The following is a 23,111-nucleotide window of genomic DNA, read 5'->3' as shown; positions in this document are numbered from 1 at the left end:
CGGCCTGATTGCGCTCTGCTCTCATGCCTGCATTAATGCAGTCGTGCGAGCAGTGATGACATCTGAGACGAAAGCCCCGGGACCGGGACTCAGTCGGCTGCGGGACGGCCGGGGGTGGTTCACGCGACAGGAAGGCGTACTCACGTTGCTCAACCCGACGTTGACTCCGGTTCGCAGGTTCGAGATCGGAGGAGACGCCCTGTCATTCGCCGTGAGTCCCGATCTGACTCGCGTCGCCGTCGGCGGGAAGAGTCAGGTCAGGCTCGTCGACGAACACGGCAAGGTCCTTTGGTCCGCGCGGCACACCCCTTGGGGAACGGGCTACTCCCGCTCGGGCTCGTGTGATTTCTCCGCAGACGGACGCCTCGTCTGGGCGACAGTTCCCGAGACCGAGCTCGATTTCAAGGGAGGGGACGGGCAGGGGGGCGACGAGTGGTGGACCATGGACAGCGGCACGGGGAAGATCGTGGGTCGTAGACGACTCGGCTGTGAAGCCACGGGCTCGGTGACACATCGCCACCCTGACGGCGTGCACATGGGCTTGAACGTCGGCGAGGGGCAGGACGGCTCCCGGATCTACTGGGGAGCACATCGGGACGGAGTGACGGAGGTCGTCACCACCGGTGACGCCACTCGGGCTCTGACCGACCTGCACCCCGACGGCCGCACCTACTTGACGGTTCCGCGCGACTCGACCGGAGTCGTGGTCCACGATTTCCCAAGTCATGGAGTCGTCGCGCAGCGGCCGGACAGGGACTACCTGCAGAACGGCGAGTGGGCCGTCTTCGCCCAATATCTCGACCACGAAAGAGTTCTGGTGGAGACAGTCGACAGAAACTGGAAATCCGCCCGCCATCTCGTGCTCACCGCCCGGGACTTGCAACCCTTGGGAGAGGTCGCCTACCCGGAGGGATTCACTCCCTCAGCATTCCATTCCATTCATGCCGGCACTTGGTCGACCAACAACGGTGACAGACTCTGCCAATGGCGACTTGACGTGTGACTCCGATAGACCGGTTCGGCCTTGCAACGCCGCGGCCGTGCCGGGTACACCCGCAGGCACCGGTGGCGCCGAGGCAGCCGTGCGGCAGGGGTACGGGGCGGTCTCCTCTCACAGGCGGCCGCGGCGGTGGCGCAGCCGTATCTCCTCGACCACCGCTCCGGCCGGGAAGGGGGTCCGGGCCAGGGCGGCCACCGCGGCGGCCACGTCGTCCGGGCCCAGCATCGCCGAGGTGTCCCAGTCGGCGGGTTCACCCTGCCCGAGGAGTCCTCGGGTGGCGCCCGGCACGATGTGGGCGACCCCGATGCCGCGGTCGCGCAGTTCCTCCCTCATCACGGCCGTGAAGGCGGCCAGCCCCGCGCGGGCGGCGCTGTAGGCCGCCCAGCCCGGATAGGTCTCGGCCCCGGCGAACGAGCCGACGGTGACGATCAGGCCGCCGGGCCCCATGTGGGGAAGCGCCCGCACGCAGGCGAGGAAGGGGGCGGTCAGCCCACTGCGCACCTGCCTCTCCCAGGCGTCGAGGGTGATTTCCCCGAAGGGTCCGGGGGCGGCGTCGCCGAGGGCCACGACCAGGAGGTCCACTCCGCCGAGGAGCCCGGCCGCCCGGTCCAGGACGTCGGCCGCCGCCGCCTCCGTACCGAAGTCGCACACCAGGCGGGTGGTTGCCGGGGGGGCGGCGGGGGCGGGCCGGGTGGTCACCTCCACGACCCGGAACGGCGGCCGGCCCCCGGTCAGCGCGGCGACGACGGCGGGCCCGACCCCGTGCCCCGTGCCGACGACCACCGCGGTACCGGTGGTCATCCGGCCGGCCCCGCCGGGGCGGGCACCGCCGCCAGCAGGGTGTCCCGGAACAGCCGCACGTAGTGGTCGCCGTCGATGTCCTCGGCGAAGCCGACCGCGACGGCGTCCGGAGCGGCGCAGTGCCTGCTCTTCCGGCGGTCGACCACGGTGGTGCCCCGGGTGTGACGGCCCGCCAGCTCCACGGTGACGGGCCGGACGACCGTGCTGACCCCCGACGGGTCGAAGGCCGCGGCCACGGCTCCGGCGTCGCCCAGCGCGGCGGTGCCGCCCGCGTACTGCCTGCTGCGCAGCAGCTCTCCGGCGAGCCGCGCCGCGGGGTTGTCGGCCGCCAGGAGTGCGTCGACGGTGGGCGGGTCGACGGCGGTGCGGCGGAACACGTCGAGTCCGTACATGAAGACCGGTACGCCCGCGTGCAGGACCATGTGCGCCGCCTCCGGGTCGCAGCGGACGTTGAACTCGGCCGCGGCGGTGGCGTTCCCGCCCCCACCGGAGCCGGCCATCATCACGATCCGTTCCAGCCGGGCGAAGATCTCGGGGTGCTGGGCGGCGAACAGGGCCGCGTTCGTCTGCGGCGCGAGCAGCACGAGGGTGAGCGGGCGCTCGCTGTCCCGGACGGTGTCCCGGAGCACTTCGACGGCGGTCCGGGGGTCGGCGGGCCGGGCCGGCGGGGGCAGATCGACCCCCGCCAGTCCGTCGTCGCCGTGCACGTGCCGGGCGTGGTGGCGCGGCTCCACCAGGGGCCGGCGCGCGCCCTTCGCGACGGGGAGGGCGGGGGCCCGCGCCGCGTCCAGCACCCTCAGGGTGTTCCGCAGCACGGTGTCGACGTCGACGTTGCCGCTGACGCAGGTGACCGCGCGCAGCCGCAGCCGCGGGTGGTGCAGGGCGTAGAGGAGGGCGAGGGCGTCGTCGCAGCCGGTGTCGACGTCCAGGATGAGGTCGAAGGTCTCGGTACGGGCGCGGGCACCGGTGGTCCAGGTGCCGGCGCCCGGCCCGGGCGGGGGCGTCACGTCACCAGCCCTGCGGTGAGGGCCGGCCCTCGGCGAACGCCGCCGGGCTCTGCAGGGCCAGTACGGCGCGCTGCTGGAAGTCGGGGACGGAGCGGGCCCCGCTGTAGGTGAGGGCGCTGCGCAGGCCGCCGCTGATGTGGTCCACGATGTCCTCGACGCCCGGCCGTTGCGGGTCGAGATACAGGGTGCTTCCGCTGATGCCCTCGTCGAACAGCATGCGGCGGTGGAGGGTGAAGGGGTCCCGGTCGCGGTAGCGGTGGCGAACCGCACGGTTGGAGGCCACTCCGAACACCTCCTTGTACCAGCGTCCGTCGGTGCCTCGGGTGAGCGGTGGCGGGCTTTCCAGGCTCCGTCCGAACAGTGAGCCGATCATGACGGTGGACGCGCCGGCGGCCAGGGCGAGGGCCACGTCCGGGGGGCTGGGGCCGGCCGGAGCCGGTGACCGTGCAAGTCGTGCGCATGGCCCCGGAGCCGACCCCGATCTTGACGGCGTCGGCGCCCGCCGCGATGGCGCTGCCGTCGTCCCCGACGACGATCACCGCGTCATGGGCGCGCTGCATGAGGATCGTGCGGGCGGCCTCCACGGGGGTCCCGGAGTCCACGGTGAGGGGGGTGTCGAACACCGGGTGCCGGGATTTGAGCCAGTCCAGCGTGGCGCCGACCTCCTCGACGGCCAGTTCCTTGGGGAAGACGGCGAGCCCTCCGCGCCGGGTCAGGGTCTCCGCGAGTCTGCGGCCGGTCACCGAGGTCATGCTGGCGGCCACCAGCGGGGTGGGCAGGCCCAGCCGGTCGGGGGCCGCGATGTCGACGTCCTGGCGGGACCAGCCGGGGAAGTGCTGGGGAAGCAGGAAGACGTCGGCGAAGGTCACCTCGTAGGGCGGGCGGATGTCCTGGTGGAAGCGGACCATGGGGATCGTTCCTCTCCGTACGGCGTGGCGGTGCGGCCGGCGAGCGGTTCCAGCAGGTGGGGGATGGCCGCGAGGTCGGATGCGACGAGGGCCCCGGTGGCGCGCAGCGCGCTCCGGGTGGCGTGTCCGCCGGCGACCAGCAGGGCGGTGACCTGGTTGCGCCGGGCGGCCAGGGCGTCCTCGGGGGTGTCGCCGACCAGGACGATCCGTCCGGGGGCCGGATGCGGGTCGAGTCGTGCCAGGTGGCTGCCGAGGGCGGCGGCCTTGCCCTCCGACAGCCGGGTGCGTCCGCCGTCCACCAGCCGGAACCGGTCGGCGATGCCGAAGCGGCGGACGCCGGCGAGCAGGTGCTGGTGGTCGGACAGGGACAACAGGGAGTGGGTGTGGCCCTCCTCGGAGAGGGCGTAGAGGACGTCGTAGGCGTCCTCCCGCAGCCGGCACCGGAGGTGGCGGCCGTAGTAGGCGGTGCGGTGGCGTTCGATGGCGGCGAGGAGTTCGGTGTCCCCGACCGGTCGGCCCAGCAGGTTCTCGTACAGTCGGCGCAGCGGTTGGGCGTTGGCGCGGCGGAAGGCCGCAGGGGTCAGAGGGGTGGCGAGACCGGGGCCGATGGCCTGGACGGTGGCCTCGATGGTGAGGTCGACGTCGTCCAGCAGGGTGCCGTTCCAGTCCCAGACGAAGTGCAGGCGGGCGGGCATTCGGCGGGGGCTCATGGGATGCGGGGGCGGCGGCGGGCGGTGACCGCGACGACATGGGGGTTGCGCAGGTAGCGCGCCAGGGCTTCCGGGAGGTGGGCCGGATCGGTGCACGTGGAGTCCAGGGGGCGCCAGTCGGGGAGCTCGAAGCCCGCGGCGACGAGGGCTCCCGCGATGGTGCGGCGGCGCCAGAACCGGTAGTCGAGGGTGCACACCGTTGGTTGTCCGACGTGGAGCCGGACCGGGTCGCCGTCCCGCGCGCCGGCCGCCACCCGCACCTGGACCCCGCATTCGGGGGGCACGGGACGTCCCGGATCGTCGTCGGAGTCGTCCACGAGCAGGGCCAGTCGGCCGCCGTCGGCGCAGGATCGTGCCAGGCCCGCGCACATGGCGTGGAGCTCGCCCAGGTCGTGGGCGTAGGGCAGCAGGAAGGCCGCGCTGACGACGTCGAAGCGTCCGAGGTCGGGGAGGTGCGCGGCATCGTGCACCGCGAAGTGCACTCCGGTGAGTTCGGCCGGTGTCCGGGCCCGCGCCTGTTCGATCATGGCCGGGGAGATGTCCACTCCCAGGGCCTCGGTCGCGCCCATCCAGCGGGCCATGCGGGTATAGGTGCCCTGGCCGCAGCCGAGGTCCAGTACGCGGGCCCCGGTGAGGTCGCCGAGGGCGGCCCGGTAGGCGGGGAAGACCAGGGCCCGGCGGAAGGCCATCCGCTGAGTGCTCTCCTCGGCGTCGGCGAAGGCGTCGGCGAAGCCGTCGTACTGGGGAGGGCCGGTCCGGGTGCGCGGTGGTGGGCCGGGAGACGGGCCGGTCGCCCGGGCCGGGCGGTGCCGCGTCGGATCCGGGTGGCGGGCGGCGCCGTGGTCGTACGTCACTGGGGTCTCCTCAGGCGGCCGGGTGCGGGGGCGGGCTGGTGGCGCGTCGCACATGGGCGGTGTACGTGCGCAGGGTGGGGTGGCGGAACAGGTCGAGGACCGCGAGCCGGTCGGCCGCGCGGGGGGCGGTCGGGGCGAGTGCGGCCAGGATGCGGGCGTGGATGCGGGCCAGGTCCTGAGAACTCGCGCCGAACTCGAAGACGTTGAGGTCCTCGTCGAGTGCCGGGCGGTCCAGGACAGGGTGCAGCGGGACATAGGTCGCGCCGGCCTTGAGGGCGGCCATGATCGCGACGAGGGCCGCGGCCGAGCGCGGGCCCACCAGGCCCACCCGGGCCCCCTCCGTCACACCCGCCCGGCGCAGTGCGGCGGCGAGGGCCTCGGCCCGCGCGTCAAGGGTGCGGTAGGTGAGCAGGACGGTCCCGTCCAGGGCGAGTACGGCGGGTGCGTCCGGTTGTTTCCGCGCCCATCGCTCGAAGAGCCGGCCGAGCCGCGGCGGGCCGGCCGGGGAGGGTGCCGGGTCTTCGGCCCCGCCTTCCGGGGCTCCGCCGTTCAACGCTTCTCCCCGGCCCGCGGCGCCGCGGCCATCTGGGCGCCGGCGCGGTGGATCTGGACGTTGGCGTGGTGGATCTGCTCCACGTGGCGGAGCTCGGCGACCCGGTCCTCGCGCACCGTCGCGATGTCGATGCCCCGGTAGGTGATGGGGCATCCGGTGGCGGGCATGCCCAGCCACTCCCCCGTGTGCACGGCGGTGAAGGCCCAGTTGACGACCGCGACGCCGTCGCCGAGGTCGGCGGCGAACAGGATCTCGTGGTCCCGCTCCGTGAAGGCGGCGGCCACCATCGCCACCAGGTCGCGCATCGCGCCGAGGCCGGTGTCGATCCCCGGGAAGGGGTCGTGGTCGATGAAGTCGGCGGCGAACACCTGCTCCACGGCGTCGGCGTCCCCGCTGTTGAAGAGGTCGTACATCCGCACGGTCGCCCGGAGGGCGGCGGAGGAGTGGAGGGTCATCACAGGTCCCTTCGCCGGTGGACGGCACCACCTGTTGTCGGGTGCATCACACGGTAGGCGGGTGACGGCGTGAAGTCGCTGAGTAACCACTACTCAGCTCGTGGCGGACACCTGCGCGTTCCGGTCGCGCACCGCGGCCCGGCCCGGACCCGCCCGGACCGGTCGGAGCGGCCTGACCAGCGGCTGAGTAGGCCCTACTCAAGATTTCCGTCTCCGTCCTGCCTAGGCTGCCTGCCTCTTCACCGATCCATTGGGACCCCTCTCATGACTCACGCCCCCCAGCCCCGCCCGTGGCCCGTTCCCGGCTACCGCACCCTCCGCGTCCTCGGTGCGGGAGCCTCGGGCCAGGTGGTCGAGGCGATCGAGGAGCGCAGCTGCACCGCCGTGGCCGTGAAGTACCTCGACGAGAAGTTCTGCCGGGACCCCCGGCAGCTGGAAGCGTTCCGTGCCGAGGCCCGTGTCCTCCAGAGCGTGGAATCACCGCACGTGGCCCGGCTGTACGAGTTCCTGCGGACGCCGCGGGGCGCCGTCATCGTGATGGAACTCGTCCGCGGGACCTCGCTGCACTCCGTGTTGCGCGAGCGCGGCGCGATGCCGGCCGAGGCAGCGCTGTCGGTGCTCAAGGGCTCGCTGCTGGGCCTTGCCGCCGCCCACCGCGCGGGCATCGTCCATCGCGACTACAAACCGGCGAACGTCCTCGTCACACCCGAAGGGCAGTCCAAGCTCGTGGACTTCGGGATCGCCGTGCGCGACGGGTACGACGCGGACTGCGCCGGCACGCCCGCCTACATGGCGCCGGAACAGTGGGAGGGGGCGCCCGCGTCCCCCGCCGGCGACGTGTACGCGGCGACGGTCGTCTTCTTCGAATGCCTGACGGGCGAGCGTCCGTACCACGCGGCGACGGTGCACGAGCTGGCCGTCCAGCACGTCTCCGCCCCCATACCCGACGAGTGCGTACCCGATCCGGTGCGCGGGCTGGTGCGCCACGGCCTGGCCAAGGCCCCCGGGGCACGGCCGCACGATGCGGAGGCCTTCCTGCACTCGCTGGAGGAGACGGCGGTCGGGGCCTACGGCCCCGACTGGGAGGAGCGGGGCAAGCGTGCCCTGGCGGCCGCCATCGCGTTGCTCCCGCTGCTCTGGCCGGCCACCGGGTCCGCGGGAGGTGCCGACGACGCCGCGGTCACCGCCCTCGGTCCGCAACCCGAAGCCGGGCCCGGTGCCATGGCAGCCGCCGGACGGCGTCGTCCCCGCGCCGGCCGACGGGGCTGGCAGGCCGCGACGGCCGGTGCGGCGGTCGCCGGGCTGGTGGTCCTGGTGGCCACGACACGGGGCGGACCGCAGGCCGCCGAACCGACCGGGAGGGACACCGCCGCCTCCGCCCCAGCGGCGACCGGCGGCGCCCTGCCGTCCCGGTCGCCGGGCGCAACCGCCCCGCGCGCCGGGTCCCCCTCGGCCACGGCGCCGACCGCTCCCCCGTCCACGACGTCGGCTTCGGCTTCGGCTTCGGCTTCCGGTGGGGCGCCGTCGGTCTCCGGTGCCCCCTCGGCCGGGCCGTCGGGCGGACCCCTGCCCTCGCCGACGGCGACCGGCGGCGGAGACGGCGGCCCGACGCCGGAGCCGGGTCTCTCCGAGCCCCCGGGCTCGTCCACACCACCCCCGCCCCCGGCACCGCCCCAACCTCCGGTGACGGAGCCGGGCCGGCCGGAGGAGCCGCCGGCCCCGCCGCCGGCCGAGGTGGAGTTCCTGGCCGTCACCGGACTGACCGCCGCTCGGGGCGGCTCCGCGACGGCAACGGTCACCGTCCGGACCGACAGCACGGAACCGGTGGCCCTCACCGTGCGCTGGTACGGCGCGCACCGCGGGGCCTCCGCTGCCACTCCGGGTGACCAGGACGGGCCGGCCGACACCTTCGTCCTCAGCGGGAAGACCTCGTACACCGTGACGGCCCAGCACGTCTTCGCCGGGGCGGGGTGCTCGGCACCCTGGTGGGGCGTGCTGGCGGCCACCGGCAGCGCCCCCCACCAGGCCCGGCCCTACCGGACCGTGTCGGCACAGTCCTGCCGGGAGCGTCCCGCGTGAGCGGCCGGGAGGGTCTCCCGGAAGAGGCTCCGACCCGGGTCTTCGGCGAGACCCTCCGGGCCGGGGACGCCGAGGAGCGCTTCGGTCCCGGGATTCCGACGGAACGGCCCGGGGACACCCGGCCCTGGGCGGGAGCCCCGCTCCGACCGGCTCCGCCGGCCCGCCGCTCCCCCTGGTGGCGGCGCTACGGATGGGCACTGCTGGTGCTGCTGCTGGTGGTGGCACTGCTGCTCTGGAAGCGGTTGTCGGCGCCCCCGCTGGAGGTGCGGAGCACGGTCCTGACCGGATCCTCCCAGGACGTGCCGTGCGGCGGCAACGCGGTGATCGAGGCGACCGTCCGCACCAACGGCGCCGCGGGAACAGTGAGTTACCAGTGGCTGCGCAGTGACGGCACGCGGTCGGCGGTCCTGCGGGCGACGGCGGATCGCGGTGAGGACCCCGTGCGGCTGCGGACCACCTGGAGTTTCAGCGGCATCGGCAGCACCGCCGCCACCATCACCCTGGTGCTGCTGGAACCGTCCCCGGCCACGGCATCGCACTCCTTCCGCTACTCCTGCACGGGCGCCCGCACGGCCGCTGCGCCCGGGGAGGAGGGGTCCCGGCAGTCTCCTTGACCGAAGATCGCCCTTGCTGCTTGACTCGGTCGCCCCGCCGGGCAGGCACAGGCACGTCACGAGGAGCATCGGATGCCAGCCGACAGCATCCCCCGCCACACCGTGGTCGACCTCCTCGCCGACCGGATCCGCAACGACATCCTCGACGGCAGGCACCCCGCCGGCACCCTGCTCCCGCCGGAGCGCGAACTCGCCTCCGGCTACGGCGTCACCCGGGCCACGCTCAAGCACGCGCTGACCCGGCTGGAGCAGGCCGGGCTGCTGAGCACCCGGCACGGGGTGGGCAGCAGGGTCCGTGACTTCCTTCAGCTGGGCGGCGCCGAGCTGCTGCCGCTGCTGATCGCGCGGGACTCCGGCTGGCTCGCGGAGGTCTTCGAGGCGCGTCGGCACATCGGTGCGCTGATCGCGGGGCGGGCCGCCGTGAAGCGGACGGCCCGCCAGGCCGCCCGGCTGCGGGAGCTGCTGTCGGCGCTGGCGCAGGCTCCCGACGCCGACGCGGCCCAGCTGACCGAGTTGGAGATCCACCGGGAGCTGGCCCGCTGCACCGGGAACCGGGTGCACCTGCTGCTCACGAACACCCTGGCCAATGCCTATCTGCCGGTGCGTTCGGCGCTTTCCGGGCCCTTCGTGGACCCGGCGGCGGCGGCGACCCGGTTCGCCCCCGTGGTGGAGGCGGTCGTGGACAGGGACGCCGAGCGGGCGGAACGCGCCGCACTCGCGTATCTGCGGTCCACCGAACGGATCATGCTGGGCGCGCTGCGGTCCCCGTCCTCCTGAGCAGTGGCACAGCCACTCGGCCACATTCCGCCCCGCGCGAACCCTTGACGTGGCCACTTCACGGCGCTTTCTTTGGCTCAGTGACTCATCCACTGAAAGGCGGGGGTTCCATGGCTCTCAGTCGGCGGCGGGTACTCCAGGCGGCCGCCATCGGGGCATCGGCGGCGGCCGTGGGACCGCCGCGCGCGGCGTGGGCGGCCGGACAGCAGGGGGCGTCGGCGACCACCCTGGGCCGGACCCTGTTACCCGGTCCCGCGGGGCCGGGCGGCTACCGCGGCCTGCTGGCCGGGCCGGGCGAGCCGCATCTGGTCCGTGACGAACTGGGGGGCCGCGTCCCGGTCTCCCGCGTGCGCCATCTGGTCGCCTTCGCCCAGCTGACCGACCTCCATGTGACGGACGCCCAGTCCCCGGCCCGCGTGGAGTTCCTCGACCGCCTCGGCGATCCCGGGTCGCCGTCCTGGGGTTCGGCGCTGAGTTCCGCCTACCGTCCGCAGGAGATGCTGTCCACCCAGGTGGCCGACGCGATGGCGCGTGCCGTCTCCCGCGCCGGGACCGGGCCCGCCACCGGACTGCCCCTCGCGTTCACCGTGGTGACGGGCGACAGCGCGGACAACGCGCAGTTCAACGAAGTACGCTGGTACATCGACCTGTTGGACGGCGGGGTGGTGCGGCCAGACTCCGGGAACCCCTCCCGCTGGGAGGGCGTCGCGGACCTCGATCGGTTCGACGCCGCCTACTGGCACCCCGATCCGGCGGCCTCCCCGGACCGTGCCCGCAAGCTGTGGGGCTTCCCGGACCTGCCCCGGCTCCTGGACGCGGCCCGGCGCCCGTTCACCGCCGGCGGTCTGGGCATGCCCTGGTACGCCGCGTACGGCAACCACGACTGCCTGGTGCAGGGCAACGCGCCCGGGGGCTGGCTGCTGAACGAGATCGCCACCGGGTCGGTGAAGCCCGTGGGCTGGCCGGGGACGGTGGAGGAGGCGGCCCTGGCGGTGTCGGGCCCGCGTGCCGCAGGCGACGTACTGGAGACCTCGCTGTCCGGCCCGCTGCGGAGCGTGACGGCGGATCCGGCCCGGCGCCTGCTCGACAGGAAGGAGCTGGTCGGCGAGCACTTCGTGACTTCCGGCCGGCCCTTCGGACACGGGTTCACCACCGCCAACAGGGAGGACGGGACGGCCTTCTACGCCTTCGACCACGGCGTGATCCGGTGCCTGGTACTGGACACCGTGAACGACAACGGCGGCGCGGGCGGCTCCCTCGACGCCGATCAGTACCAGTGGCTGCGCCAGGAACTCCGGCGGGGCAGCCGCCGCTACCTCAGTCCCGAGGGGACCGAGGTCGGCCACGAGGTCACCGACCGGCTCTTCCTGGTCTTCTCCCACCACACCCTGGCCACCATGGACAACACCTTCGACCCGTGGGACTGGTGGTCCCCCCGGCGGGACGGGGACGACCTGCGCGCCCTGCTGCTGCAACACCCCAACGTCATCGCGCACATCAACGGCCACAGCCACCAGAACCGGATCCAGCCGCACGCCCGGCCCGCCACCTGGGCCCGGCAGGGCGGGTTCTGGGAGATCACCACGGCAGCCCATATCGACTGGCCCCAGCAGAGCCGGCTGATCGAGGTGTCCGCGGCCCAGGACACCGTCTCCCTCTTCACCACCGTCCTGGACACGGACGCGCCCGCGCAGCCCGGCGGCCTGGCCACCCCCGCGGACCTGGCCGCGCACTCGCGCCAACTGGCCCTCAACGACTGGCAGGGCCGCACCGACCCGGCCGCCCCCGGCAGGCGCGGCCTGCCCAGGGACCGCAACGCCCGCCTCCTCGTCCCCGCCCCCTTCGCACTCTGACCCCCGCCCCCCAAGTCGCTTCCGGGCGGCCCCTCGTCGGCCGTCCCCACCTTCGGGAGGATCCGTGCTCCGACGCGCCATCGCCGCGCCCGTCCTGACCGCCGTCACCCTCGGCTCGCTGCTGTCGGCCGTCCCGCCCGCCCGGGCGGGCACCGCGCCCGCAGTCGCGCCCTACGCCCCGGCCGCCTTCACCGCCGCGTGCTCCTGGCTGCACTACGGCGAGGGCGAGAAGCCCCCGCTGTCCGTGTGGTGGCGCGATCCGTTGTGCGTGGAGTACGACAAGCGGGACATCACCGCCGACAACGGTGGAGCGATCCGGTTCCTGCTCGCCGAACCGGCCCGCATCGCGGCCGCCCTTCCGGTGTGCCGGTACCTGCAACGCGACCACTGGAGCGTGCAGTCGACCACCGGCGCCACCCCCCTGGTCAGCTGGGACGGGGAGTACTGGTTCGACAAGCCGGACGGCAAGGCCGGCGCCCGTCTGACCGGCTTCGAGGTGAACGGCCGGACCGCGGGCGTCGGCGACGCGGTCGCGGCCCTGCGCCCCACCCATCCGCTGCTCGCCCAGGCCCTCGCCGCCTACGGGGAGTCGCCCGGCGAGAGCGGGGCCTCGCTCTCCCTGCCCCCCACCGCCTTCTGCCTGTCCGGTGCCTGACGTGCCGGCGATGAACCGCCGGCAGCTCGGGGTGATGGTGACGGCCGCGCTCGGCGCCTGGGCCCTGCCGCGGTGGGACGCCCGGGCGACGCTGCCCGTCGAGCCGGCCACCACCCACACCCTGGAGGCGTTCGCGGACACGCTGATCCCGGGCGGGCGCCGGAGCCCCGACGACCGGGCGGTGGCCGGTGTGGTGACCGGCCCGGGCGCCGTCCATGCCGGAGCGGTCGACCTGATGCGGGACCCCGGCCTCCCACTGGCGCCCCTGCTGCCCGGCATCGCCCTCCTGGTCAACGCACGTGCGACCGCGTACGCGCTGCGCCGGCTGCTGGTGCTGTCCCCGCTGCGGCCGGCCCTCGTCCAGCTGTCCTTCGCCCATCGCACCGCGTTGGTCGACGAGTTGTTCGCCGAGGAGGACGTCGACCGGCCCCTGTGGGAGGTACTGGCCCTGCTGGTGGGGATCGCCTTCGACACCGCCGGGCACCTGCCCACCGCCCAGGCCTACGCCGAGGGGCACCCGGGACTCGCCTGGACAGGCTTCCCCCCGCCGGGCCCGGACGGCCTGTGGCGGTTCCCGGCACACTCCTACGGCCGGCCCCTCGCCCGGCTCCACCCGGACACCACCCCTTCGGGCAGCCCCGCATGAGGAGACCCGGCGGGCAGGCGGCCGAAGGCGCCGGGGCCGCGCAGACCACGGACGTCCTCGTCATCGGCAGCGGGTTCGGCGGCGCCATACCCGCCTACCATCTGGCGGCCGGCGGCGCCCGGGTGACCGTCCTGGAGCGCGGACCACGGCTCTCCTCCGGCGACTTCTCCCATGACTTCCGTCTGGGCACCTACACCCGGGCCGTCGACGTGATCCGCGGCAACGGCATGTCGGTGGTCGCCGGGAACTGCGTGGGCGGATCCAGCGTGGTCTACTTCGGCGCTTCCCTGCGGGCCCCCGCCTTCGTCTTCGAGCGCCTCGGCACCGCCGGGCACCGGCTGTGGCCCGCCGCCCTGACCCGGTCCGCCCTCGACCCCTGGTACGACCGGGTGGAGGAGTCCCTGCCCGTCACCCCACTGGACTGGTCGGGAATCTCCTACGCGGGTGGTGTGTGGGCCGCCGCCTGCGACCACGCGGGCCGCACCTGCAACCCGGTGCCCGTCGCCGTGGACACCGCCCGCTGCACCGACTGCAACTGGATGCTGTCGGGCTGCCGCTTCGACGCGAAACGCTCCATGCTGCTCACCTACCTGCCGGCGGCCGAGGCACACGGAGCCCGGGTGCTGCCGCTGCACGAAGCACAGGTCATCGCCCGCTCGGCGCTGCCCGGCTACCGGTACGCGGTGACCCACACCATCGGCGAGGACGGCACCGGACTGGGTTCGATCCACGCCAAGGTGGTGGTGCTGGCCGCGGGGGCGATGGCGACCCCCGTCGTGCTGCGCCGCTCGGCCCCGCTGCTCGGCCAGGTACCCGCGGCCGTGGGCCGCCATTTCTCCGGCAACGGGGACCGGTTGAGCGTCGCCGTGCTGGACGAAGGACGGGTCCGCGGGGTCCTCGGACTCCAACGCCCGGACGGCACCCCCTACGCCGCCGCGCACATCGGCAAACCCATCACCACCGCCTCGTACGACCGACTGGACGGACGGCTGCCGGAGTTCGAGCGCTACACGCTCCAGCAGATCTACTTCCCGCCGATGACCAATACGCTCGCGGGCGGCTCCGCCTGGTTCGGGCCGGCCAAACGCGAGATGCGGCGGCGCTGGCGGTCATGGCTCACCGTCCTGGCGATGACCGAGGACGACAACGAGGGCGTCTTCGGTCCGCCGCCCCCCACCGGGGCGTTCGTCCGGGTCGCCGAGGGACTGGGCCTGGGAGCCCTGCGGTACCGGCCCAATGCGGCGACCCGGCGCGGCTGGGACCTGGCGGACGCGGACCTGCGCGGAATCCTCGAACGGGACGGCCTGGCCGAGGTCACCCCGTGGACCTCCGCCGTCGGCGGAAGCGTGAGCGCCCATCCGCTGTCCTCCTGCCGCATCGGCGACGACCCGGCCACCTCGGCGCTCACGGCCGCCCATGAACTGCGGGGCAGCCCAGGCCTCTTCGTCACGGACGCCTCCGCCGTCCCCACCTCGCTGACCGTCAATCCGTCCCTCACCGTGGCGGCCCTCGCGGAGCGGGCGGTCCCGGCGATCGCCGGCCGCGCCCGGGAGGCGGGAGTGCGCGTGCTCCCGGGCGCACCGCCTCCCGGGCGGGCCGGCGGCCCGCCCCGTTGAGGAGGCCCCGACGGGCTCAGCGGACGTACGGCGCCAGCATCAGACAGCGGGTCTCCTCCAGGTAGGCCGCTGCCGCTTCCGCCGCCGCCTCGCCGTCCGCACCGGCCACGGCCTCGACCACGGGGGTCAGCCGGTCGTAGGCGAGGTTCGCGTCGAGGAAGGGCGTCAGGAAGGCGGTGCGCAGCGGGAAGTAGACGTTGAACAGGGTGTTCACGAGAAGGACGTGCACCCGGTTTCCGGAGAGGGTGGCCAGGGCGCGGAGCACGTCGGCGTCCGCGGCCTGCACCGCCTCGGGCGTCTCGGACTGTCGCAGGAGGGAGTGGAGTTCGCGCAGTTCGTACACCTGGCAGAGATCGGCGCGCACGGCCGCCCGCCGGGCGAGCAACACCCCGAAGTCCCGGCGCGCCTCGAAGAGGTCGTCCACGAACGCGGCGTTCGTGTCCAGCAGCTCCGGCAGGATCTCCGGTCCGCGGAAGCGCAGCAGGTCCATCGCGCGGGCGGTGATCTCCTGGCGGGGCTGGAGCAGGCCGCCGCGGACCCATCCCCCGATCGCGTAGCGAATGAATCTGCCCGACGGAGTCGCCCCGGAGGCGGACACCTTTGCTCCGCCCGGCCGTAGGGTCACTCTTCCTCGCATTCCTCGGTGGTTCGGTGACCGACCCACTGAACCAGTGGGGCGGCGAGAGAACCAGAGTGGTGATTACTCAGTCGTCGGCCGGCGCGGCCGGAGCGGCAAGCCGTGGCCCGGCGGCTGCCGGCACGGCCGGGCGGGAGGTCACCGGCAGGCCGCATCCGCGGGCTCCAACGCGACGCCCAGTTGGGCTCGGCGGGAGATCCCCAGAATTCTGTAGACTTCCGTCAGCTGGAACTCGACCGCACGAGTGGTCACCCTGAGATGGGCTGCTATCTCCCGGTTGGTCCAGCCGGCCAGTACCAGCTCGACAATTCTCAGATGATGAGGCGTCAGACGGCTCTTCAGTGGATCTTTCGATGCGAAGTCGACCTGCCGGTTCTGGAGGAGGGCGTCCCGCACGACGGGATGGACCAGGCGGGGCTCTCTTCCGGCGGTGATGACCCCCATCTCGGCCAACGCACGGACGATGCCGTCCATCTGGCCGCTGGACATCCCCATCCGACGCGACAGAATATCCGTGTTCGAATACTCGGGCTCGGCCAGCAGGCGGCACACCGAGAGGGAGGGATCGCCCTCGGCCGCGATCCGCGCAAGCAGCGGTCGGGCGATGCTTTCCGCGTGCATGTGCAGCACGGACATCAGCCCTTCCACGGTGTGCGAGCATGCCGTTGCCGCCAGGACACCCGCCAGCTGCACCACGAGGGCCGGATTCCCGGCTGTCGCCCGCAGACTTCGTGAAACGAAGTCGGGACCGGGATTCACATTGAGGTGACTTCTCAATGATTCGCGGACGGCCGGGGAATCCCATGGCCCGAGCATCACCGTTGCGGCACCCCCGCCCAATTCTCCCGTGTCGGGAATCCAGGAATGCCTTCCGCCACGGCGGACGGTGAGCGCAATCGCGACAGGTTTGCCCCACTGCCGGCGGCCGAGGCAGCCGAGCATGCGAAACGACGACTCGTCCAGCCACTGGGCATCATCGACGGCGATGAGCACTCCGGCCGAGCCGGCCCGGGCGATGAGCTCGTCCCACCATTCGCCCCCACTGCCGCTCGGGGCGTCCAGGCCCGCGGAGTCGGCGAGCTGCGCGACCACCGCCCCCGGCCGCCGCCGCTCCTCCGCACGGGCTCGCGCGCAGACGACGCTGCGTCCGGACGACCTGGCGGCATGGACGACCTGGTTGAGTCGAGTCGTTCGCCCCACACCCACCGCACCCTCGAAGACCAGAACCCGCAGCTGTCCGGTGTCCGCATGGGCGCAAGACGAAGAAATTAGCTCCAGAAGATTTCGATGCTCCCCTGAGGAGTGAATGATGCACATGCAGACCACCCCAGATGATGATTTTTCGAGAAACGTGGGTTTTCAGGAACGGAGATCCTCTGAATTCCAAGCAACTCAAGCACGCTCATGCGGAACCGGACCGGGCGCCTCCGCCATCCCGAAACGAACGCATGGCAGCCCGGGCGTCATCGCCGGCCAGCAGGGCGGAAAAACTCAGCCGCTCGATTTCGAATCCTGCGGGATCGTCGCTGTCGATGGCCTGTTTCGCGGCTCGCAGTGCCGCAGGTGACCGTGCGGCGAACTCCGAGGCCGCCGCGAGGGCCGCATCATAGACTTCCCGGTCGGGCAGGACACGGTCGACCATTCCCATGGACAACGCCTCGACCGCCCCCACCCGGCGTCCACTGAGGATCAGGTCCTTCGCCCGCTGCACCCCGACGACCCGGGACAGGCGCCTGGTGCCTCCGCCACCCGGAATGAGACCCAGCTGGATCTCCGGCAGCCCAAGAACGGCGCTGGCACCGCAGAAGCGGAAATCCGCGCACAGCGCGAGCTCAAGGCCGCCTCCGAGGGCACAGCCGCGGATGGCCGCGAACACGGGCTTCCCCAGGCTCGCCACTTCGGCGAACGCGTGGTTCGCCCTGCGTGCCAGCAGCGACGACTCCGCCTGGGAAAGGTCGGCCATCTCATCGATATCGCCCCCGGCCGAGAAGTGCTTGCCGGAGCCGCAGACCACCACGGCACGGATCTCCTCGTCGTCGTCCAGCACGGCGGCGAGGGCCCCGATACCGTCACGCATCCGACTGTCGAGAACATTGAGCGGAGGCCGGTCGAGCCAGATGGTCGCAATGCTTCGCGCCTTCTCCAGCCGGACATGTTCTCGTGAAACGGCATCCGTTGGAGTGCTGGAACTCCGAGGCTCACCCTGAAGGTCGTCCATGGTGCGCTGTTCCCCTTCCGCCCGACCGGCGCCCGCTATCGCAGATCTTGCCCACGCACGGAAGGCGGGCCGCTACGGAAGCCCGAAGCGTCACGGCGAGGAGTGGTCGTAGCGACGCAGCTCCCGGGAGGCGACGACCCGGCGGTGAACCTCGTCCGGCCCGTCGGCGATCCTCAGTACGCGGGCGGAGGCGTACATCTGCGCCAGGGGGAAGTCGCCCGACAGACCCGCGGCACCGTGGACTTGGACGGCACGGTCGATCACCGCGACCGCCATGGCCGGCACGACCGCTTTGATCGCCGAGATCTCGGCACGGGCGCCCGCCGCGCCGAACGTATCCACCTGCCAGGCCGTCTTCAGCACCAGCAGCCTGGCCTGGTCGATCTCGGTCCGGGAGCGGGCGATCAGTTCGCGCACGCTGCCGTGGTCCGCGAGGCGCGCGCCGAACGCGACCCGTTCCAGGCCGCGCCGGCACAGCATCTCCAATGCCCGCTCGGCCATCCCTATGAGACGCATGCAGTGGTGGATGCGGCCCCCTGCGAGGCGCTTCTGTGCCAGAGCGAAGCCTGCCCCTGGTGCGCCGAGCAGGCCGGAACGGGGAACCCGGACCCCGTCGAACACGACCTCGGCATGGCCCCCCTGGGCCTCGTCCAGGTAGCCGAAGACCGACAGCGGCCGTCGTACGGTCACCCCCTCGGCGTCGGTGGGGACCAGCAGGAGGCTGTGGCGTCGGCGCGGCGGGCCCTGCGGGTCCGTGACCCCCATGAGGACGATCAGTCCGCAGTCGGGGTCGAGCACACCGGAGGTCCACCACTTGCTGCCGTTGACGACGTAGTCGTCACCCTGCCGGTCTATCCGCGTGGCGATGTTGTCGGCGTCGCTTGAGGCGACACCGGGCTCGGTCATGGCGAAGGCCGACTTGAGGGACCCTTCGAGCAGGGGTGTGAGCCAGCGGTCCCGCTGGGCCGGGGTACCGGAATCCACCAGGAGTTCGATGTTCCCCGTGTCCGGAGCGGCACAGTTCAGGGCTTCCGGCGCGAGGAAGGGACTGAGACCGGTGATCTCCGCGAGCGGAGCGTACTGGAGGTTCGTCAGGCCCGCTCCGTAGCGGGGATCGGTGAGGAACAGGTTCCACAGGCCCGCCGCTCGCGCGGCCTTCTTGAGCGGCTCGATCACGAAGGGGCGCTCCCACACCGTTCTCGGCGGCCGGGGCTGCCCGGCCATCGCGACTTCCGCGACACGCACATGGTCATCCATGAACGCGATCAGTCTGCCCCGCAGTTCCTCGGTCCGGGGGTCGGTGGCGAAGTCCACTGCTGCCTCCACATCGTGTGCTTCATTCGGGACCGGACATTCGTGTTGCGCCGACCGTGCGCAGTGCGGGCAGGGTCGACCGGGCCGCGCGTCCCAGCGCCGCCGTGAGGAGAGCGCTGCCCGCCCCGGCTATCGCGGGGTCGGCCGACGGGCGCCGCGCGGGCACGCTGGACCGGATCCTCTCCAGCATGATCGCCGTGCGGAGCTGGGCGAACACCACGTACCAGTCGATGTGTTCCACCGAACGCCCGCTGACCGCGGCGTAGTGCTCGACGATTCCGTCGGTTGTCAGGAGTCCCCGCAGTCCGTTCAGGCCGCGGGCCAGCGGATTGCCCGGATCCCGCGGACCCGACCAGCAGGCGACCAGTGTGCCCAGATCCGCGAGGGGAGATCCGATCGTGCACATCTCCCAGTCCAGGACTGCGGCTATCCGGGAGGGTCGTGCGGGGTCGAATACCAGGTTGGCCACATGGAAGTCTCCGTGGATGACGGAGAGCTCCGTGTTTTCCGGGAGGGAATGCCGAAGTCCTTGCAGCAGTTCCGGGGCGCGTGCCAGCCGGCCTCTGCCGGGCAGGCCTTCCCATGCTCTCTGGTACCGGTCGAGTTGTCTCTCCAGGTAGCGCTCCGGTGTCGCGGATCGCGGGACGGACAGTTTCCCCGGGTCCAGCGCATGGAGGTGGGCCAGCGTCTCGACCACACGACGGCTCAGTCCTTCCGCGCCCTCCGGCGAGAGTTCCGGCGGTGCGCCGGTGTACACGAGCCCCGGGACCCACTCCAGGACGCTGAAGGAGCGGCCCAGGACGGCGAGGTCGCGGCAGAGGAACAGAGGGGCCGGCACCGGTACGCCGGTGCTCCGCAGCGCGGAGAGCGCCTGGTACTCCCGGTCTATGCCGGGGTCATTGCCGGTGCTGGCCCCGGTGCGCACCACCCAGGCGTTCCGGTTGTCCGTCACGTGGTAGCTGAGCCGTGAGAGTCCGCCGGGGAGCGCGCGGGCACTCAACGGGCCCACCGGTTCGTTCGTGTGCCGCCGCAGACTCCGCCGGAGCCGCTCCCAGCCCGCACCGTCCACTCCAGGCATGCCGCACGCTCCTGTCGGGGTTCGTGGCGCCGCCCCGGGTTGGCCTGTAGACCGCCCCTGAGGTGCGGATTCACGACCGAGTGTGGAGTATGCCTTTGTCGTGCTGCCTACGGGAAGCCGTAGGCCCCCGCCCCTCTTCCGCCTCCTAGCATGGGGCCGCCAAGGAGGATGCGGCTGATCAGGGATGGCGGAGAGTCATGAAGGATGAATTCGCCGATATTCAGGGAAAAGTCGCTCTGGTGACCGGCGCCACACGGGGCATCGGAAAGGCCGTGGCACGGCTGCTTTCCGAGCACGGCGCCCAGGTGATGCTGGTGGCACGGAATCCGGATCGTTTGTCGGAAACGGTGCGTGAGCTGGGCGGAATGGCCTCCGCTTTCGCTGCCCGCGTGGAAGATCCGGACGCTGCCGATTCCTGTGCGAAGGCCGCGGTCGAACGGTTCGGCAGTCTCGACATCCTGGTCAACAACGTGGGTACCAGTGCCCGTCCGGGGCTGCTCGTGGACGGTGACCTTCCGGCGTTCGGCAGAACCTGGGCGGTCAATGTGCTGGCCCCGCTCGCCTGGACGCAGGCGGCATGGCGCAGGTCGATGCGGGAGCGCGGCGGGAGCATCGTCAACATCGCGTCCATCGGCGCCCTGTACGGCGGCGGGCCGACCGGAGCGTACAACGTGAGCAAGGCCGGCCTGATCCACCTCACCCGCCATCTGGCCGTCGAGCTCTCTCCCCGGGTCAGGGTCAATGCGGTGGCTCCCGGCCTGGTGGCGACCGATTTCTCCCGCGTCTTCTGGGAACGGGAGCCCGGCCGCGCATGGCCGTGGCCGCTCGGCCGCATCGGGCGACCGGAGGACATCGCCGCAGCCGTCCTGCACCTCGCCGGCGAGCAGTCCGCCTGGACCACCGGACAGGTGCTGGTGGTGGACGGCGGCACGACGGCGGACGGCAGCTGGTATCTGAACGACACCGCGCATCAAGAGGAACACGAGAGGGATCAACCATGAGCGAACAGAACAAGTCGCGTTCCCGGGCCCTGCTCAACGCCTGGAGCCAGAAGTCTCCGGAAGTCCTGGACACCGTGGTCGGAGCCGACTGGATCGACCACGACCCGGCCTGGCCCTTCCCCGCCCTGCGCGGCCCCGAGGCCGCGAAGGCGGCTCTGGCCCTGTACAACTCGTCCTTCCCGGATCTGAACGTCCTGATCGAGGAGCAACTGGCCGACGGGGACCGGGTGGTGACCCGCTGGATCTTCGAGGGAACCCAGACCGGAGACCTTCCGGGAGTGCCGGCGAGCGGTCGTCGCTTCTCGGTACCCGGGATCACCATCGACCGGCACGAGGACGGCCGGCTCGCGGAGAGCTGGAGCGCCTGGGACACCCTGGGCATGTTCCAGCAGATCGGCGCCGAACCCCCCACGTCGAACGACTGAGGGCGGTGACCTGCGATGACGCCGGACCTCTCACGACAGGACGACGGGATCGACCCTGTCGTACGATCGGCCTTCGAACGCTCCCTCGGTTTCACCCCCGGAAGTCTGGACCCGGACTGGGATCTGGAAGCCGAGGCCGGGGTGGACTCGCTTCGGCGCGCCGAGCTGGCCGCCGAGGTCACCGCCCGGTACGGGCTCTCCTCCCCCGAGGACTTCGAAGCCCTCAGCTCGTTCCGCACCATGCGCGAGATGTCCGCGCTCCTGGAGCTCTCGATCGGGGAGAACGCGCGGTCGGCCAGCGGGAACCCTGCGGCCCAGGGCCGCGAGCCGTGACCGGGTTGCTTGCCGTCGGCCAGGTGCGCACCGCACGGCGGCTGGTCACCGCCGCGGACATCCTCGCCTTCGCACGGCTGTCCGGTGACCGGGCGCGGCACCACGTGGCTCCCGTCGGTGCGCCCCCGATGGCCCACGGGCTGTTCGTCGCCTCGGTCGCCGGTGAGGCCCTGGCCTCTCTCGGGTACCTGGGCAGCCGCACCACCTTGGAGTTCCTGGCACCGGTCTACGCAGGTGACCGGCTCCATGCGTCGGTGACCGTCAGCCGCGTGGTCCCCGCGGGGCCGCTCGGCACCAGCCTCGAAGCGGAACTGCTGATCGTCAACCAGCGCGATGCCGTCGTCCTGAAAGGTACGGCCGCCGGCCTCGTCACCCCTCGTGCAAGGACCTCGGGAGACTCTGATGACCGACACCACGGCGTATGAGGAGGGGCGGGCGCGTCTGCGCAGCGCCCTGCCCGATGCGGACAAGCTGCTCGAAGACACCATCCCCCACGCGGATCTCGCCCGCTACACGGTGGAATCGATCTACGGACGGCTGCACGCCCGCAAGCAGCTGGGAACGCGGGACCGGGAGCTGATAGCCATCACGGTGCTGACCACTCTCGGCGGCTGTGACGACCTCGTGGCGAGCCATGTCGAGCTGGCGCTCCGGGCGGGACTCTCCCCGGAGGAGATCCTGGAAGCGATCATGCAGTGCGGTGCCTACGCGGGCATCCCCCGCGCGATCAAGGCCAGCCGACGGGCCGTGAAGGTCCTGAACAGGTCGGCGGGCCACGATGCCCCGGGAGAGCCGCGGTGACCGCGCGGTTCGATTTCGACGGCAAGGTGGTGCTCGTCACCGGAGCGACCTCGGGCATCGGCCGCCAGACGGCCCTGACCTTGGCCCGTTCGGGCGCCAGGGTGGTCGCCGCCGCCCGCCGCGCCGACCTCGGAGACGAACTGGTCCGCACCATCGCCGAGGAGACCGGCGACAAGGACCGGGCCTCGTTCGTCTCCACCGACATCACCCGTGAAGACGACGTGCGGGCGGCCGTGGACGCGGCGGTGCGCCGGTACGGGCGCCTGGACCTGGCCTTCAACAATGCCGGAACCATGGGTCGCGGCCACGTTCCGCTGGTGGACACCACCGCCGAGGACTGGACCTCCCTGGTGGAAACCAACTTCAGGGGGTGCTGGCACTCGCTCAAGCACGAGCTCCGGGTGATGCGGGGCCAGGGCGGGGGCGCGATCGTCAACTGCTCCTCGGTCACCGGCCTGATCGCCTTTCCGGGAGTGCCCCTGTACACCGCGACCAAGCATGCGATCGTCGGTCTGACGAAGGCCGCGGCCCTGGAGCACGCCGCCGACAACATCCGGGTCAACGCGGTGTGCCCCAGTGCCGTCGACACCGCGCTGCTCCGCACATTGCCCGGGCCGATGCTCGACGGCGCGGTCGGGGCCCACCCCATCTCCCGGCTGGGGACGCTGCAGGAGGTCGCCGATCTGGTGGCGTTCCTCCTGTCGGATTCCGCCGGCTTCGTCTCCGGCCAGGCGTACGCGATGGACGGCGCGTTCACCGCGGGCTGACCCTCGGCC

25 protein-coding genes and 1 pseudogene are annotated in these 23,111 nt (G+C 72.3%); 14 read left to right on the top strand and 12 right to left on the bottom strand.

Annotation, left to right across the window (positions count from 1 at the left end; translation table 11 throughout):
- Positions 1–145 precede the first annotated feature (145 nt).
- Positions 146–1,003, top strand: coding sequence for a hypothetical protein (locus tag ACZ50K_RS15640; RefSeq protein ID WP_468902847.1), 858 nt, complete (start codon positions 146–148; stop codon positions 1,001–1,003).
- A 108-nt stretch (positions 1,004–1,111) separates the two neighbouring features.
- Here the strand turns inward: ACZ50K_RS15640 and ACZ50K_RS15635 are convergent, their stop codons facing one another.
- From ACZ50K_RS15635 to ACZ50K_RS15605, 7 genes and pseudogenes are all read right to left on the bottom strand, one after another.
- On the bottom strand, positions 1,112–1,801 hold the full coding sequence (locus tag ACZ50K_RS15635) for an SDR family NAD(P)-dependent oxidoreductase (RefSeq protein ID WP_468902845.1): 690 nt from the start codon (positions 1,799–1,801) through the stop codon (positions 1,112–1,114).
- Positions 1,798–2,808: a nucleoside hydrolase gene (locus tag ACZ50K_RS15630; RefSeq protein WP_468902842.1), complete on the bottom strand. Its 1,011-nt coding sequence runs from the start codon at positions 2,806–2,808 to the stop codon at positions 1,798–1,800. Before ACZ50K_RS15630 ends, ACZ50K_RS15635 begins: the two co-directional genes overlap by 4 nt.
- A 1-nt stretch (position 2,809) precedes the next feature.
- Positions 2,810–3,716 (bottom strand): annotated as a pseudogene (locus ACZ50K_RS15625) (IMP dehydrogenase).
- Positions 3,674–4,411: an HAD family hydrolase gene (locus ACZ50K_RS15620; RefSeq protein WP_468902840.1), complete on the bottom strand. Its 738-nt coding sequence runs from the start codon at positions 4,409–4,411 to the stop codon at positions 3,674–3,676. Before ACZ50K_RS15620 ends, ACZ50K_RS15625 begins: the two are co-directional and overlap by 43 nt.
- Positions 4,412–4,422: 11 nt before the next feature.
- On the bottom strand, positions 4,423–5,280 hold the full coding sequence (locus ACZ50K_RS15615; RefSeq protein ID WP_468902837.1) for a class I SAM-dependent methyltransferase: 858 nt from the start codon (positions 5,278–5,280) through the stop codon (positions 4,423–4,425).
- A gap of 10 nt (positions 5,281–5,290) precedes the next feature.
- A complete protein-coding gene (locus tag ACZ50K_RS15610) occupies positions 5,291–5,833 on the bottom strand; it encodes an AMP-binding protein (protein WP_468902835.1) in 543 nt (180 codons plus the stop codon).
- Positions 5,830–6,288, bottom strand: coding sequence for an ester cyclase (locus ACZ50K_RS15605; RefSeq protein ID WP_468902832.1), 459 nt, complete (start codon positions 6,286–6,288; stop codon positions 5,830–5,832). Before ACZ50K_RS15605 ends, ACZ50K_RS15610 begins: the two co-directional genes overlap by 4 nt.
- Positions 6,289–6,552: 264 nt before the next feature.
- Between ACZ50K_RS15605 and ACZ50K_RS15600 the strand changes: the two genes are divergently transcribed.
- The 7 genes from ACZ50K_RS15600 to ACZ50K_RS15570 all read left to right on the top strand — a co-directional run bounded on the left by ACZ50K_RS15600 (position 6,553) and on the right by ACZ50K_RS15570 (position 14,528).
- Complete coding sequence (locus ACZ50K_RS15600; protein WP_468902830.1) at positions 6,553–8,367, top strand: protein kinase domain-containing protein; 1,815 nt, start codon at positions 6,553–6,555, stop codon at positions 8,365–8,367.
- Positions 8,364–8,981: a hypothetical protein gene (locus ACZ50K_RS15595; RefSeq protein WP_468902828.1), complete on the top strand. Its 618-nt coding sequence runs from the start codon at positions 8,364–8,366 to the stop codon at positions 8,979–8,981. Before ACZ50K_RS15600 ends, ACZ50K_RS15595 begins: the two co-directional genes overlap by 4 nt.
- 72 nt (positions 8,982–9,053) lie before the next feature.
- Positions 9,054–9,758 (top strand): FadR/GntR family transcriptional regulator, encoded by a 705-nt coding sequence (locus ACZ50K_RS15590; RefSeq protein WP_468902826.1) that lies wholly within the window; start codon positions 9,054–9,056, stop codon positions 9,756–9,758.
- Between the two features lie 110 nt (positions 9,759–9,868).
- Positions 9,869–11,611 (top strand): TIGR03767 family metallophosphoesterase, encoded by a 1,743-nt coding sequence (locus tag ACZ50K_RS15585; RefSeq protein WP_468902824.1) that lies wholly within the window; start codon positions 9,869–9,871, stop codon positions 11,609–11,611.
- Between the two features lie 64 nt (positions 11,612–11,675).
- Positions 11,676–12,266 carry a hypothetical protein gene (locus ACZ50K_RS15580; RefSeq protein WP_468902822.1) on the top strand — a complete coding sequence of 197 codons (591 nt, stop codon included), beginning with the start codon at positions 11,676–11,678 and terminating at the stop codon, positions 12,264–12,266.
- 10 nt (positions 12,267–12,276) lie between these two features.
- Positions 12,277–12,912, top strand: a complete 636-nt coding sequence (locus ACZ50K_RS15575; RefSeq protein WP_468902819.1) for a DUF5987 family protein — start codon at positions 12,277–12,279, stop codon at positions 12,910–12,912.
- Positions 12,909–14,528, top strand: a complete 1,620-nt coding sequence (locus ACZ50K_RS15570; protein ID WP_468902816.1) for an FAD-dependent oxidoreductase — start codon at positions 12,909–12,911, stop codon at positions 14,526–14,528. Before ACZ50K_RS15575 ends, ACZ50K_RS15570 begins: the two co-directional genes overlap by 4 nt.
- A 16-nt stretch (positions 14,529–14,544) precedes the next feature.
- On the opposite strand, the gene ACZ50K_RS15565 is transcribed toward ACZ50K_RS15570, so the two are convergent.
- The 5 genes from ACZ50K_RS15565 to ACZ50K_RS15545 all read right to left on the bottom strand — a co-directional run bounded on the left by ACZ50K_RS15565 (position 14,545) and on the right by ACZ50K_RS15545 (position 19,775).
- Positions 14,545–15,126: an FCD domain-containing protein gene (locus tag ACZ50K_RS15565; protein WP_468902814.1), complete on the bottom strand. Its 582-nt coding sequence runs from the start codon at positions 15,124–15,126 to the stop codon at positions 14,545–14,547.
- Positions 15,127–15,303: 177 nt separating this feature from the next.
- Positions 15,304–16,482, bottom strand: a complete 1,179-nt coding sequence (locus ACZ50K_RS15560) for a LuxR C-terminal-related transcriptional regulator (protein WP_468902812.1) — start codon at positions 16,480–16,482, stop codon at positions 15,304–15,306.
- Between the two features lie 85 nt (positions 16,483–16,567).
- Entirely contained in the window at positions 16,568–17,383 is an 816-nt protein-coding gene (locus ACZ50K_RS15555; protein WP_468902810.1) for an enoyl-CoA hydratase/isomerase family protein, read from the bottom strand.
- Positions 17,384–17,473: 90 nt separating this feature from the next.
- On the bottom strand, positions 17,474–18,697 hold the full coding sequence (locus tag ACZ50K_RS15550; RefSeq protein ID WP_468903224.1) for an acyl-CoA dehydrogenase family protein: 1,224 nt from the start codon (positions 18,695–18,697) through the stop codon (positions 17,474–17,476).
- Positions 18,698–18,719: 22 nt separating this feature from the next.
- A complete protein-coding gene (locus ACZ50K_RS15545; protein WP_468902808.1) occupies positions 18,720–19,775 on the bottom strand; it encodes a phosphotransferase family protein in 1,056 nt (351 codons plus the stop codon).
- A 197-nt stretch (positions 19,776–19,972) separates the two neighbouring features.
- Between ACZ50K_RS15545 and ACZ50K_RS15540 the strand changes: the two genes are divergently transcribed.
- From ACZ50K_RS15540 to ACZ50K_RS15515, 6 genes are read left to right on the top strand one after another with little or no spacing between them, the layout of a single operon-like run.
- On the top strand, positions 19,973–20,776 hold the full coding sequence (locus tag ACZ50K_RS15540) for an SDR family oxidoreductase (RefSeq protein ID WP_468902807.1): 804 nt from the start codon (positions 19,973–19,975) through the stop codon (positions 20,774–20,776).
- Entirely contained in the window at positions 20,773–21,201 is a 429-nt protein-coding gene (locus tag ACZ50K_RS15535; protein ID WP_468902805.1) for an ester cyclase, read from the top strand. Before ACZ50K_RS15540 ends, ACZ50K_RS15535 begins: the two co-directional genes overlap by 4 nt.
- Positions 21,202–21,216: 15 nt before the next feature.
- Positions 21,217–21,534: an acyl carrier protein gene (locus ACZ50K_RS15530; protein WP_468902803.1), complete on the top strand. Its 318-nt coding sequence runs from the start codon at positions 21,217–21,219 to the stop codon at positions 21,532–21,534.
- Complete coding sequence (locus ACZ50K_RS15525; protein ID WP_468902800.1) at positions 21,531–21,959, top strand: MaoC family dehydratase; 429 nt, start codon at positions 21,531–21,533, stop codon at positions 21,957–21,959. The genes ACZ50K_RS15530 and ACZ50K_RS15525 overlap by 4 nt, the downstream gene beginning before the upstream one ends.
- Positions 21,937–22,335 (top strand): carboxymuconolactone decarboxylase family protein, encoded by a 399-nt coding sequence (locus ACZ50K_RS15520; protein ID WP_468902798.1) that lies wholly within the window; start codon positions 21,937–21,939, stop codon positions 22,333–22,335. Before ACZ50K_RS15525 ends, ACZ50K_RS15520 begins: the two co-directional genes overlap by 23 nt.
- Complete coding sequence (locus ACZ50K_RS15515; protein WP_468902796.1) at positions 22,332–23,102, top strand: SDR family oxidoreductase; 771 nt, start codon at positions 22,332–22,334, stop codon at positions 23,100–23,102. The genes ACZ50K_RS15520 and ACZ50K_RS15515 overlap by 4 nt, the downstream gene beginning before the upstream one ends.
- Positions 23,103–23,111 lie beyond the last annotated feature (9 nt).

The sequence above is a fragment of the Streptomyces sp. NPDC033845 genome, from assembly GCF_055576225.1.
Note: the sequence above shows the minus strand (reverse complement) of the source record. Positions and strands in the feature narration are given on the sequence as shown.

Bases quoted from the DNA above. Each gene is read 5' to 3' on its own strand.
- ACZ50K_RS15575 (WP_468902819.1), top strand. From the start codon at position 12,277: ATGAACCGCCGGCAGCTCGGGGTGATGGTGACGGCCGCGCTCGGCGCC.
- ACZ50K_RS15600 (WP_468902830.1), top strand. From the start codon at position 6,553: ATGACTCACGCCCCCCAGCCCCGCCCGTGGCCCGTTCCCGGCTACCGC.
- ACZ50K_RS15545 (WP_468902808.1), bottom strand. From the start codon at position 19,775: ATGCCTGGAGTGGACGGTGCGGGCTGGGAGCGGCTCCGGCGGAGTCTG.
- ACZ50K_RS15530 (WP_468902803.1), top strand. From the start codon at position 21,217: ATGACGCCGGACCTCTCACGACAGGACGACGGGATCGACCCTGTCGTA.
- ACZ50K_RS15520 (WP_468902798.1), top strand. From the start codon at position 21,937: ATGACCGACACCACGGCGTATGAGGAGGGGCGGGCGCGTCTGCGCAGC.
- ACZ50K_RS15605 (WP_468902832.1), bottom strand. From the start codon at position 6,288: ATGACCCTCCACTCCTCCGCCGCCCTCCGGGCGACCGTGCGGATGTAC.
- ACZ50K_RS15570 (WP_468902816.1), top strand. From the start codon at position 12,909: ATGAGGAGACCCGGCGGGCAGGCGGCCGAAGGCGCCGGGGCCGCGCAG.
- ACZ50K_RS15555 (WP_468902810.1), bottom strand. From the start codon at position 17,383: ATGGACGACCTTCAGGGTGAGCCTCGGAGTTCCAGCACTCCAACGGAT.
- ACZ50K_RS15620 (WP_468902840.1), bottom strand. From the start codon at position 4,411: ATGCCCGCCCGCCTGCACTTCGTCTGGGACTGGAACGGCACCCTGCTG.
- ACZ50K_RS15540 (WP_468902807.1), top strand. From the start codon at position 19,973: ATGAAGGATGAATTCGCCGATATTCAGGGAAAAGTCGCTCTGGTGACC.
- ACZ50K_RS15585 (WP_468902824.1), top strand. From the start codon at position 9,869: ATGGCTCTCAGTCGGCGGCGGGTACTCCAGGCGGCCGCCATCGGGGCA.
- ACZ50K_RS15535 (WP_468902805.1), top strand. From the start codon at position 20,773: ATGAGCGAACAGAACAAGTCGCGTTCCCGGGCCCTGCTCAACGCCTGG.
- ACZ50K_RS15560 (WP_468902812.1), bottom strand. From the start codon at position 16,482: ATGTGCATCATTCACTCCTCAGGGGAGCATCGAAATCTTCTGGAGCTA.
- ACZ50K_RS15590 (WP_468902826.1), top strand. From the start codon at position 9,054: ATGCCAGCCGACAGCATCCCCCGCCACACCGTGGTCGACCTCCTCGCC.
- ACZ50K_RS15635 (WP_468902845.1), bottom strand. From the start codon at position 1,801: ATGACCACCGGTACCGCGGTGGTCGTCGGCACGGGGCACGGGGTCGGG.